The following is a 12344-nucleotide window of genomic DNA, read 5'->3' as shown; positions in this document are numbered from 1 at the left end:
GTCCGAGCCTGTACCGGCGCGGCAGTCGGCCGAAAGAACAACCGAGCTACTGACAATCGGAAGGTAGCAGGTTCAAAATTCTGCCCCAGAAACCGGATATTGCGCACAACCAGCGTTCACGATCGCGATGGTGCACAAGCTTCCAACCAGACCCGCGCAAAGACAGCCCGTCGCCTGAAGATAGTCGGCGAGGGCCGCCAAATCCCTCGCAAGCGTATCCTCCGTCACATGCACGCCGTCTTCGCCGACAATGCAGACGCTTGTCTCGTCGAGAGATAAGTCCAGCCAGGGTGCTCCTTCAGGATTGCGTGTTTGCTCGGGTACGGAGCCGCCCCTCAGTTCCCAATCGAGGAGCGATCCTACAATTCACATATTTGGAGATCGCTCCCTAGGTTACCCGGTCTGTGAACCCTGCAAGCCGAAAATTCAGATGCCGCCCATGCACAGATATTTCATTTCTAGGTAGTCCTCGAGGCCATGGCGGGATCCCTCCCGCCCGATGCCGGACTGTTTTATCCCACCGAACGGCGCCGCTTCTGAAGACATCCGGCCGGTATTTACCCCGACCATTCCATATTCCAAGGCCTCGGCCACACGCCAGACACGCTTCAGGTTGGAGGCATAAAAGTAGGCCGCGAGGCCGTAGATCGTGTCGTTGGCCTCACGCACGACCTGATCCGCATCTTTGAAGCGAATAATCGGTGCCAGCGGCCCGAATGTCTCTTCTTGCGCTACGGTCATCTCGCTGGAGACACCGGTCAGGACTGTCGGTTGGAAAAACGTGCCATTCGTGCCGATGCGTTTGCCCCCGCATCGAATTGCGCCGCCTCTGGCGACGGCATCGGCAATATGGGATTCGATCTTGGCCAAAGCGTGCTTGTCGATGAGCGGTCCGATGTCCACTGCGGGAGCGAAACCGTCACCAACTTGAAGTTGGCGAGCCCGTTGCACGAATTTCTCGACGAACTCGTCGTGAACGCCCGACTGGACGTAAAGCCGGTTCGCCGAAACGCAGGTCTGGCCGGCATTGCGGAATTTCGCCTGGATCGCACCGTCAACCGCGGCATCGATATCGGCATCATCGAAGACGATGAAAGGTGCATTGCCGCCGAGCTCAAGGCTGACTTTTTTGATCTGGGTCGAGCACTGGCGCATGAGAAGGCGCCCGATCTCAGTCGACCCGGTGAAGCTGATCTTGCGGACCTTGGGATTGGTACAAAGTTCGCGGCCGACCGCGTCACCTTCGGACGCATAGATCAGGTTGACGACGCCTTCGGGAAAGCCAGCCTGATGGGCGAGGGCGAACATTGCTCCCGCCACGAGCGGCGTCTGTTCAGCGGGCTTGAGGACGATCGTGCAGCCCGCCGCCAAGGCTGGCGAGATTTTGCGCGCCACCATCGAGGCCGGGAAATTCCATGGCGTTATCGTGCCAACAACTCCGATGGGCTGCTTGATTACCAGCATTCGGCGGTCCATGGATGGTGCGGAGATCGTCTCGCCATAGACGCGATTGGCCTCCTCGGCGTACCATTGCAGATACGCCGCAGCATGCGATATCTCCGACTTGGCTTCTGCAAGCGGCTTGCCCATCTCCGCGGTGAGAATCTCGGCGAGATCGTCGGCGTGGTCGATGATCAACTGATGCCATCGCCATAGAACGTCGCTGCGCTCACGTGCGGTCAACCCTGCCCATTCAGGCTGAGCGACATAGGCCTTGTCGATCGCAGCGCATGTCTCCTCGACACCCATGTCGGGTAGTTCTGCCAGCACTTCGCCAGTCGACGGGTTGAGGACCTCGAATGTCCGCTCGCTAGTCCGCGTGCCAAGTGCCGGCAGGCGATCAATGGGTCCAAACAGGTCAGGGGATCTCAGGTGACGGATCATCGGCAGGCACAGGGGCAATACCGGATTCCTCCTCAACGCAGCAGGTATATATATATATATATATAGGTGCGGTGTGTACTCCGCGACGTCCGGGTTCCTTATAGGGCCTCGGCCAGACAGCTGGTAGACCACGATACCCGACTGGAAAGGGAGAATACCTGAATACGCTAGAAGATGCCTCGCGGTTCTACTAGTCGAACGATTGAACAACGGACATCGGCTTCGCCAGCCGCGCGGAGTGGATGCTGGTGGCCCTACAATCTGCGGACCACGAATCGGCGACTCTATCCACTCGAAGAGAGGCTGGCCTGAGGAGGAGCGCACCCCAATAATGACGCCTGAACCGGCAAATGCCTGGCAAGGCCCGCGAAAACCGCTCCCCGCGGCTTTAAACAGATCCCGTTTACCCGGCGAGCGCCCGCAAGATGACAAAGAGGATGGAGAGGAACAGTGTGGCGAAGGCGCGCCGAGGGAAGACCGGCCGGCGCATTTGCATGGGGATGGAGCTCATGATCAATTCCCCGCCTGTTGCTGCGGCAAAAGATAGCCTGTCGTCGAATGGTCGAGCACCAGATAACGCGCGGCGACCGCCTTGACCTCGTCGGTGGTGACCTTGCGGACGCGGTCCGGCCTCTCGAGCACGTCCTTCACATTGCCACCGGTGGTGAGCGTCTTGCCATAAATGTTGGCGATGTGGTCCAGCTCGTCGTGCGCTAAAATCACCGAGCGGAAATAGCGGTCTTTGGCCTTGTCCAGCTCGTCGCTGGTGACGCCATCCTTGGCGATCCGGGCGACTTCGGCAACGGCCGCCGCTGCGAGATCGACGAGCTTTGCATCGCCGCGCGGCGAGCCGGAGATGGTGAAATTGGTGTCGTCCAGCATGGAGCCCTGGAAGAAGGCGCCGGCCGCCGAGGCTATGCCTTGCTTGACGACAAGCTCCTGATGGAGCCGGCTGCGGTTGCCGCCGCCGAGGATCTCGGCCAGCAGGTCGAGCGCCTCGGCCTCGCCGGGCTCTGCCGTATGATAGGACGGCACCACCCATTGAGTGGAAAAGCTCGGCACCGAAACGCGCGCATCGGTCAGCGTCACTGTGCGCCTGGTGTTCTGCTCCGGCTCGACCGGGCGGTTGCGCGGGGGCAGGTCCGGCCCGCGCACAACCTTGCCATAGGTCTTCTCGGCCAGCGCCTTCACCGTCTCAGGCTCTACGTCGCCGGCCACCACCAGCACGGCGTTGTTCGGTCGGTAGTATTTGTTGTAGATGGTGAATGCGTCGGTGCCGTTCAGCTTCTCCATCTCCTGCATCCAGCCGATGACCGGAATGCGGTAGGGCTGGTTCTGCCGCAACGTCGCGTTGACCTCCTCGTCCAGCAGAGCCTGGGGGTTCGTCTCTGTGCGCCAACGGCGCTCCTCCAGGATCACGTCGCGCTCGGTCTTGATATCATCGTCGTTGAGGATGAGGTTGAACATGCGATCGGCCTCGAAGCCCATCATCTCACCCAACGCCGAGGGCGCCACCGTCTCGAGGAAGGTGGTGTAGTCATAGGCGGTGAAGGCGTTATTATAGCCGCCGATGGCTGAGACGGCTCGGTCGAACTCGCCGGCGGCGTGGTTGGTCGTCGCCTTGAACATCAGACGCTCGAGGAAATGGGCAAGGCCGGATTTGCCGGGTGGCTCGTCGGCGCTGCCGATCTTGTACCAGACCATATGAGTGACGATCGGCGCGCGGTGATCGGGGATGACGACCACTTCCATGCCGTTGTCGAGCAGGAAATCCGTCACTTTGCCGTCGTCGGTGGCGGCCAGAGCCGGAGCGGTCGTCACCAGGGCCAGTGCGGTGGCAATGAACGCCTTGCGCAGCCAGGGGGACGATCGATGGCTCCGGTTGTGGCGGCTGGTCGAAAGGCAAGGTTCGAGGCAAAGTGATTTGTTCCCCATTTTGATGAAGGCGCTGCGTCCCCTTCTCCCCGCGTGGGAGGATCGGCGGGCAGCGCCGAGCCAGATGGATAAGCTCTTCATGGGGCCAGGCTTTACTCGAGCCTCATCTTTGGATGGACCCAGGAGACCTGCGGCGGTAATTCTTGGTGAGGTGATCATGGGACGGATTCTCCTTGGTCCGCGACGCCTTGCGGATGACCAAGCATGCACCGTGCCAGATCAGAAAACCGATCGAGGCAGTGGACAAATCGGACTCTGCCATGTTGCGCATCCGCCTTGTCGGACATCGGACGGGGCCTAACGCGACGCGCGCGCGGCTGAGGATATCTTCTTCGTTCGGAAGACGATTGGGCGCGCTGCCGGGAGGGGCATAGGATGCGCTTCGAGGGCCGCTGCACTGACGGTGAGAATGGAGATGTTGGTCGCCCCAGCGGAACCCTGTCCTCGACAGCCAGACCGGGTCGATGCTGAACGGCAGAGGCGCGAGGAGCGTAGCGAACTCGAGCGCGGAGCCTGCTCGCGCGCGAAGACGGATCTGATCAAAGATCGGCGAGTTGGGCGATATCCGCGAGGCGCTGGAAAACGAAAATCGTAGGACTCGGGCGGGAAAGAAGGAAGCGGTGGCGCGCTTCAGGCGTAATGCGCCTGCCGCGAGGCCGTTGAGCCTGATGAGTTGCTGCGGGAAAGGGGAGTGTTTGCGCGGGACCTTGGTCAAACGTAAGAGACAACCGTCGAGCTTGCCGTGGATGGGGGCATGCAGGCACGTTTGTCGCTGGAGGACAGCTGCACGGAGGCAGTCCGCGCTTGCCGTCGTCGCTGGGTACCAAACAGGAGAATTTGGCGGTCGCGATTGAATTCATCTGCGTAAATACCGCCTGGCTGTGCTCGGTTTGCCGGCGAACAGATTGTGCCTTCTTCGCGGCTGCAAACGCATCCCTGGCGGCGTGGTCGCTAAGGTCAAGGGCATCGGGTCAGTAATAGCCTGATCCTGCTCAATCTGGTGCGCGCCACCGCCTCGCCGGATTGTGGAACCGCTCGCGGGTAGCTTCTACCACAAACAGCAAGGTCATGAAATCAAGTAGGAAGTCGTCGATCGCTTGGGCGACTGTTTCTGACTTGCCCTTGAACTGGTCCAGCAATACGCGCGCGTTATCGATCGCTTCCACGCTGGTGGCATCGATTAACCCCTCGACCCTCTTGAAACAATTCATTCGGAACTCCTTCAAGCGCTTGCCAAGCCGTTATGCACGAAGGTAGCTCCGTGAACTACCCAGCCTTTGACCTGGCGGCACGAGCAGCGGTCTGCCGTACGTCCCGTGCCTCCAAGCACCAGCAATAGACGTGGCGCTGAGGAGCGTTGGAAGGGTCGGGCGCTTCCGGCCATGCTCGAGCGGTAGTGTAAGGACATTTTTTGCTGGCGGCCACGGCCACAATGGAGTGCGGCAGTTGCCGCGACCAATCAAACGGCCTTGAAGTTTTTCGTTTTGCTGCCTCCAGGTCTCGGCTATGAATCGGACTGGCCAAATGGCCTGCCCACGTTGCAATTGTTACAAAGGAACACGCATATGGCGACCGGAACAGTGAAGTGGTTCAACAGCACCAAGGGATTTGGATTTATCCAACCCGACGATGGCGGTCAGGATGTTTTCGTCCACATTTCCGCTGTCGAACGCGCGGGCCTCTCGACCCTCGCTGACGGCCAGAAGATCAAGTATGAGATTGAACAGGACCGCCGCACTGGCAAATCCTCCGCTGGCAGTCTCAGCAAAGTTGGCTGAATTTACTCTTGCGTCCTGGCAAGAGTGGGAGCGGTACGCCAGGAGGGCCTCACGGCCGCTCGACAAGAGCGAGCAAGAACGTGGCTCAACTACAAGGCCGCAGCAGATTGCTGCAAGGCGTCGCGAATTCCTCATGAAACAAAGTTGTTTCAAAGGAAGGCGGGGTTGGCCCCGCCTTTTTATTTGAGGCGGAGATTAAGCCGATGGCTGCAACGCTCCAGAACGAATCTCGATTGCCGAAATCAAGCTGCGACCTTCTTGCGGGTTCGCTTCGTCGGGGCCGGCGCTTCCGGCGCTTTCGGTTTGCGGCCGAGCCCCATCGTCTTGGCCAATGCCGAGCGCGCCGCGGCGTAGTTCGGCGCGACCATGGGATAATCCGCCGCTAGGCCCCATTTGGCCCGATATCCATCGGGCGTCAGCCCATAGTGGGTCGACAGATGGCGCTTTAGCGATTTGAATTTCTTCCCGTCCTCAAGGGAGATGATGTAGTCCGGTGTCACCGACTTCCTGATCGGGACTGCAGGCGTAAGGGCAACCGGCTCTTCTGCAGAGACACCTCCGGCCGTCCCTTTCAGAGCCGCGTGCACTTGGCCGATGAGGGCAGGGAGATCCCCCACCGGGATCGGATTGTTGGAGACATAGGCTGACACGACATCGGCCGTGAGCTCGATGAGGGTGTCGATGTTTTTTTCGGCTTCTTCTGTCATGAAACTCTCCAGGCGGCGTGAAACACAGTCGGCGAAGCGTCGCTTCATAGTGGCGGTCGCCGCTGAAAGCAACAAAGGTCTCGACACGATTATTGCGATGCTCGTCCAGCGAGATCTATGGCGCGGTATCCCGCCGTCGTGACTGTTGATCCGTCCGTTGTTGGCGACCTGCCGCGGTCCTTGCGCATTTTCAGGCGCGTCTCGGCCGTAAGCTTTGCGCCGAAATGACCCGTAATCTCGAAACGAAGCGGGCTATTTCTGTTTCGCCATTCTCTCTTTGGCTGTGAAATCGATGGCAGAGCAGTGGCAGCTTCCTGGTGGCGCGTGGAGGAAGTATCAAGCGTTGATTCGCAATGGTCGAAACGATCTAGATTCATCCGGTGAGCCGCTCTTGCAGCAGGATGTTAGGGATTGGCCCGCTGGTAAACCGAGGACATCACGCCGCTGCTTTGCTATTGAACCGCTATCGCTGTGACAACACATTCCGCAATGGTGGGCGGGTGTAAAGGAGACGCCTGTTCACTGCAAGCTAGCGGTTCAGCAGGTCGGGAGGAACGAATGAGCTCAGGGACTTTCAGCAGCCCACTTTTCGTAAGGCGCGCAGCCCACATCGTGCAAGAGATTGCCAGTCCTGCGGATGCTATCGATTTTCTCAACGAATGGCCAGAAGATCGCAGAGACCGGATCTACGAAGCCGCCCTCAGGGCGTGCTTTGATGCATACAACGGACGAAAACCTGCGAGCGCAGCGCGCAAGACTTTTTTCCGCTTTGCGAAACAGGTCGTCATATTGGAAGATGCAACCTCCGCGATGCAATGGCTCGCTGCCTTCATGTCGGACAGTGGAAAAGCGCAAGTATAGGCGTCGCAGTCGTGTGTGAGGCTGGAGCGGGTACGCCGACCAGGTTATTGTATCCAGATTTCGCCGGCATCTAGAGCGTAGTATAAACAAACAATATTTTGCGCGCTATGGCGATGTTAATCATCTTGTTGTATTTGTAAATCAGCTTCTCGCGACAGGACTGCAACGCTTCCGGTGTGAAAATCACTGCGTGGGACTTGGTTCTCTCGAATTCATGACGGTAAATTGCCCTGTTATTATCGCAAAGCAGTTGTCCCATTGAAGTTGATAAACGAGGCCAAAATTGTGCTCCGTCGTCTGCCAATATTCTCTCGATGGAGGCTATAAGCCTCACAAGCCAATCAAAACAGCTACTCGGGCGCCCTTTGAAATTCGTTTAATTTCGCTCACCCGAAACGGTCCTCTACAGTCGAAATAAAATTGTCCCGCAAAGGTGCTACAAGACACTATCGCGGATCGATTTGGGCTCACGTCGATCTGTCGAAGGCAGGCGGAAGTCGAGCAGGACCTGCAGCGGAACAGATCACCGGCCCCGAACCGAAATCTGAGACAGCGGCGGACCCGATTTCTTCATGGTAGAAGGCGCAGAGAGAACCGGAGCACGGCTCCGGCGCCGCCGCTTGCCGAGCAGCGATCCTCCGCCTCCCTGAAATCCAATCGAGAAGAGCGTTCAATTCCGGGACGGTCCCATCTCTGCCGCGAGAGGTGTCGGATCCCCGGTCCTCTCCCGCAGCTGATCTAGCGCAGGGCGTTCATGAGCCGCATATCCCAGAGTGGCTGAGTGCACCACGCAGCGAGATCATTTATGAAAATCCTATTCAGTACGATGGCTGTCGCCTTGCTGGCAGCCACCGCTTTTGCTGCGGATTCGATCCCCGCAGACCTCAGAGAAACGGCATTGGCCACTTTCAAGGCTTTGCCACCCACCACGCCGGCAGTCGCTAACAACCCGATCACGCCGGAGAAGATCGCCCTCGGCAAGGCACTGTTCTTCGATCCACGCGTCTCGGCGTCAGGCGTCTTGTCGTGCAACTCGTGCCACAACCTGGCCACCGGCGGCGACGACAATCACGAAACCTCGATCGGCCATGGTTGGCAGAAGGGACCGCGCAACGCGCCGACTGTACTGAACGCTGTCTTCAACATCGCCCAGTTCTGGGATGGTCGTGCCGAAGACCTGAAGGCTCAGGCGAAGGGACCGGTCCAAGCCGGCGTCGAAATGGCCAATACACCGGGTCAAGTCATCGCCACCCTCAAGTCGATGCCGCAATATGTCGATTGGTTCGATGCAGCTTTTCCGGCTGAAGCCGATCGCGTCACCTTCGACAACGTCGCCAAGGCGATCGAAGCCTTCGAGGCGACACTGGTCACGCCGGCCCCCTTCGACGGCTTCCTCAATGGCGATGACGCCGCCATGACTTCCGAACAGAAACAGGGCCTGGCGCTTTTCATGGACAAAGGCTGCTCGTCCTGCCATGGCGGTATCAACGTTGGTGGGGAAGCCTATTACCCATTCGGCCTCGTGGAACAGCCCAGCGCCGAGGTCCTGCCGGAAAAAGACAAGGGCCGATTTGCGGTCACCAATACTGCCGACGATTCCTATGTTTTCCGCGTGGCGCCGCTGCGCAACGTTGCACTCACCGCGCCATACTTTCATTCGGGCAAGGTTTGGGATTTGAAACAGGCCGTTGCCATGATGGGAACCACCCAGCTTGGCGTGGTACTGGCGGACGAAGAAGTCGACCTGCTTGTTGCCTTCCTCAACTCGCTGACCGGAAAGGCACCCGAGCTCGCCTATCCCATTTTACCCGCCGAAACGGCGACAACGCCCCGGCCTGTAACGCAGATCTTAGGAAAATAAACGGCCAGCTGGCGCGGAACGTCGCATCGACAATGATTGCGACTTTTACTGGGACGAGACGATCGCGACGTACATGAGGACGCAAAGGCCTGGCTCGTTTCCAAAGTGCAGACACTGCTTCCGTCACCACCTCGTTGCGGTGGAACCATGTTTGGGATCTGGCGTGCGACATGCCAAGGAAGGCGTCGGACGTTTGAGGCTCGCGCGCTGTCGATACCGCGCGGCGGCCGGCTATCGCGCTGGCGGCCGAATAGCCGCGCGCCGGAGTGACCGGCCCCCGCAGGGTGTGATGGGGCAGCCACTCCGTCCTCTATGTCCAGCGATTCTTCCTCGGGAGGACGGCAGCTGACTGCCGGTTTCGTAGACACTTCCGAGGATCTGCTCGCGAAGAGCCTCGTAGATCTGGCGTGCNTGACTGCCGGTTTCGTAGACACTTCCGAGGATCTGCTCGCGAAGAGCCTCGTAGATCTGGCGTGCACCCATCGCGTGCGTGCGACCTGCAGAACCGGCACTTGAAGACTGGACCATTTTATTCATCGCCAACTGGATATTTCACATTGGCCAGTTTGCCGTCAATCTTTCGGAACCCAAGAAAGATCTCAGAGGCCGAATGACCCGCTCCCATCAATCGGAAACCGATGCTCCAACTGGGTCGCTCAACCACACCGGTCCCGGATTTGCCACCCGGGCGATCCATCATGGCTACGATCCGGCCCGCTTTTCCAATGCCGTCCAGCCGCCAGTGTTCCTGACGTCAACCTATGGATTCGAAAGCGTGGCAGCAAACGAGGCGGCCGCCACCCTTGGTGGACGGCTCTATGCGCGCGAATACAATCCGACGACGGAGATCCTCGAGCAGCGGCTCGCCAATCTGGAAGGAGCCGAGGCAGGTCTGGTCGTTGCCTCGGGGATGGCGGCTTTCGGGACGCTGATCCTGTCGCTCCTGTCCCAAGGGGATGAACTCATCGTCCACAGGACGCTTTATGCGAACACGCTTGCCATGGTCGAACAGGCGGTCCCCCGCTTCGGCATCAAGGTCGTCGCGGTCGACCTGTCCGATCCTCACAATCTCAATGCCGCGATCACCGAGCGGACCCGGCTGGTTTTCTTCGAGACGCCGGTGAATCCGCTGAGCCGCATCCTTGACATTGCTGCCATTGCCGAGCGCGCCCACGCGCGCGGTGTAAAGATTGCAGTCGACAGCACCTTCGCCTCGCCCGCGCTCCAGCGGCCGCTCGAACATGGGGCCGACCTCGTGCTCCACTCGCTGACCAAATACATCAATGGGCACGGCGATGCCCTTGGCGGGGCGATTCTCGGCGACGCGCAAACGCTCCGCACGCTGCACGAGACGGGCCTGCGCTACATCACCGGCGCAGCGCTCTCGCCCATGTCAGCCTTCCTGATACTGCGCGGTCTGAAGACGCTCACGCTGCGTATGAAGCGGCACAGCGCCACGGCCCTTGCGGTGGCCCAGGCGCTCGAGACGCACCCGGCGGTGGCATGGGTGAGTTATCCCTTCCTTGACTCGCACCCCGATCAGGTGACGGCGCGAAAGCAGATGTCCCACGGGTCGGGCATGTTGGCCTTTGGCCTCCACGCTGGGTTCGAGGGCGCGCGCCGGATGATGGACCGGCTCAACCTGATCACCCGGGCTGTCAGCCTCGGCGATGCCGACAGCCTCATCTATCATCCGGCAAGCCTGACACGTGCTCGTCAGCCGATCCGCAAGGACGCGCATCTGGCCGATGGAGTCGGCGAGGACCTCATGCGTCTCTCGGTGGGTCTTGAAGACGCCGATGACCTAATCGCCGACCTTCGGCNTGCGCATCTGGCCGATGGAGTCGGCGAGGACCTCATGCGTCTCTCGGTGGGTCTTGAAGACGCCGATGACCTAATCGCCGACCTTCGGCGAGCTCTGGACGCATTCTGATGACCTGTCGTCCGGCCCGCCCTGCGCTCAAGCAGCAACCTGGAGCTTTGCCATGGAATTCCTGAGCGGTCTTTCCGCGTTCCCCATCACGCCGAGTGACCATTACGGCCGCGTCGATACCGTTGCTCTGCGCAGGCTGATTGCTCGGCTTAGCGCCGCTCAGGTCAATTCCATCGGCCTTCTCGGCAGCACCGGCACATACATGTATCTGTCGCGGGAGGAACGGCGAAGGGCGCTCGCCGAGACCTTAGACGAAACCGCAGGACGAATGCCGGTCGTGGTGGGNGTCGCGGGAGGAACGGCGAAGGGCGCTCGCCGAGACCTTAGACGAAACCGCAGGACGAATGCCGGTCGTGGTGGGTGTGGGCGCGCTGCGCACCGATGAAGCAGTGAGATTCGCGCAGGACGCCAAGGCCCTTGGAGCTGCCGCGGGGCTGCTTGCGGCCGCCTCCTACACCCCGCTCACTGATGACGAGGTGTTCCAACATTTCTCGACGGTGGCGTGCGAGAGCGGCCTGCCGATCGTCGTCTACGACAATCCAGGAACGACGCATTTCCATTTCACCCCAGCACTCGTCAGCCGCCTGGCAAAGGTGGATGGGATTGTCGCTATCAAGAATCCGACAGACAAGGGCGAAGCGATCAAGAGCCATCTGGCCGACCAGAGGCGCACTGTGCCGGAAGGGTTCTCGATCGGCTACAGCGGCGACTNATCCTGCCCGAGGTCTGCGTGAAGATCGTCACGGCGGCGCAACAGGGCGATGCGGCCGAAGCGCGACGGATCGATGCCACGCTTGCGCCGCTCTGGAGACTCTTCAAGGAGTTCTCGAGCCTTCGCGTCGTCTATGCACTTGCCGAATTGCTCGACATTTGCCGTGCCGCCCCCCCCGCGTCCCATCCTGCCTCTGCCCTCAGCAGCGAAGCGCCAGATCGCCGCCGCGTTGGAACGCTTGCCATCGGATGCCAGCCCGGCCTGCCATGGCGCTGCAGGGCCTTCCGTAAGAAGCGTTTGGCCGCCGGCAGGTCACGGTTTTCGCTGAAAAAGAATTCGACCGTATCGCCCACGCTGTCGACGGCGCGGTAAAGATACATCCAGCGACCGCGCACCCGGACATAAGTTTCATCAACGTGCCACTTGCCGGTGACCGGACGTTTTCTCCGGTTGAAGCGTTCAAGCAGCAGAGGCGAAAAATGCACGACCCAGCGGTGGACAGTGGAATGGTCGACGTGCCGCCCGGCCATCATCTCTTCCAGATCGCGCAGGCTGAGATTGTAGGCAAGATACCGGCGAACGCACAGTAGGATCACGGATCGATCAAAATGGCGGCCTTTGAACATGACAAACTCCCGGAAAAAAGAGCAAGCGTCATGCAGCAAATGACCTT

The 12344-nt window shown here is 59.9% G+C and carries 9 protein-coding genes and 2 pseudogenes; 6 read left to right on the top strand and 5 right to left on the bottom strand.

All coding sequences use genetic code 11. The annotated features are described in order from the left end of the window. Nucleotides 1-426: 426 nt before the first annotated feature. The 3 genes from X738_RS76870 to X738_RS76860 form a co-directional block, all read right to left on the bottom strand. Entirely contained in the window at nt 427-1884 is a 1458-nt protein-coding gene (locus X738_RS76870) for an NAD-dependent succinate-semialdehyde dehydrogenase (RefSeq protein ID WP_373420499.1), read from the bottom strand. Between the two features lie 513 nt (nt 1885-2397). After that, a complete protein-coding gene (locus tag X738_RS76865) occupies nt 2398-3819 on the bottom strand; it encodes a M16 family metallopeptidase (RefSeq protein ID WP_023803383.1) in 1422 nt (473 codons plus the stop codon). Nucleotides 3820-4811: 992 nt separating this feature from the next. After that, nucleotides 4812-5030, bottom strand: coding sequence for a hypothetical protein (locus X738_RS76860; protein ID WP_023803382.1), 219 nt, complete (start codon nt 5028-5030; stop codon nt 4812-4814). 354 nt (nt 5031-5384) lie between these two features. Here X738_RS76860 and X738_RS76855 point away from each other — a divergent pair, with 354 nt between their 5' ends. Continuing rightward, the gene (locus tag X738_RS76855) at nt 5385-5597 is read left to right on the top strand and encodes a cold-shock protein (RefSeq protein WP_023721434.1); all 213 of its coding nucleotides are present in this window, start codon (nt 5385-5387) and stop codon (nt 5595-5597) included. Between the two features lie 242 nt (nt 5598-5839). Here the strand turns inward: X738_RS76855 and X738_RS76850 are convergent, their stop codons facing one another. Then, nucleotides 5840-6304: a MucR family transcriptional regulator gene (locus tag X738_RS76850; protein ID WP_023803381.1), complete on the bottom strand. Its 465-nt coding sequence runs from the start codon at nt 6302-6304 to the stop codon at nt 5840-5842. A 558-nt stretch (nt 6305-6862) separates the two neighbouring features. Between X738_RS76850 and X738_RS76845 the strand changes: the two genes are divergently transcribed. The 5 genes and pseudogenes from X738_RS76845 (at nt 6863) to X738_RS89415 (ending at nt 11693) form a co-directional block, all read left to right on the top strand. After that, nucleotides 6863-7165 carry a DUF982 domain-containing protein gene (locus X738_RS76845; RefSeq protein ID WP_023803380.1) on the top strand — a complete coding sequence of 101 codons (303 nt, stop codon included), beginning with the start codon at nt 6863-6865 and terminating at the stop codon, nt 7163-7165. Nucleotides 7166-7970: 805 nt separating this feature from the next. Further along, nucleotides 7971-9026, top strand: coding sequence for a cytochrome-c peroxidase (locus tag X738_RS76835; RefSeq protein WP_031256823.1), 1056 nt, complete (start codon nt 7971-7973; stop codon nt 9024-9026). 610 nt (nt 9027-9636) lie between these two features. Then, nucleotides 9637-10854: pseudogene (locus X738_RS0144245) on the top strand (trans-sulfuration enzyme family protein); the annotation flags it as partial. 157 nt (nt 10855-11011) lie between these two features. Beyond that, nucleotides 11012-11344, top strand: coding sequence for a dihydrodipicolinate synthase family protein (locus X738_RS89420; protein WP_063830579.1), 333 nt, complete (start codon nt 11012-11014; stop codon nt 11342-11344). Then, complete coding sequence (locus X738_RS89415) at nt 11304-11693, top strand: dihydrodipicolinate synthase family protein (RefSeq protein WP_023803376.1); 390 nt, start codon at nt 11304-11306, stop codon at nt 11691-11693. The genes X738_RS89420 and X738_RS89415 overlap by 41 nt, the downstream gene beginning before the upstream one ends. Nucleotides 11694-11928: 235 nt before the next feature. On the opposite strand, the pseudogene X738_RS0144235 reads toward X738_RS89415, so the two are convergent. Continuing rightward, nucleotides 11929-12297, bottom strand: a pseudogene (locus X738_RS0144235) (IS6 family transposase); the annotation flags it as partial. Nucleotides 12298-12344: the final 47 nt, after the last annotated feature.

It is taken from the genome of Mesorhizobium sp. L48C026A00 (assembly GCF_000502375.1).
GTDB classification, from domain to species: Bacteria; Pseudomonadota; Alphaproteobacteria; order Rhizobiales; family Rhizobiaceae; genus Mesorhizobium; species Mesorhizobium muleiense.
Note: the sequence above shows the minus strand (reverse complement) of the source record. Positions and strands in the feature narration are given on the sequence as shown.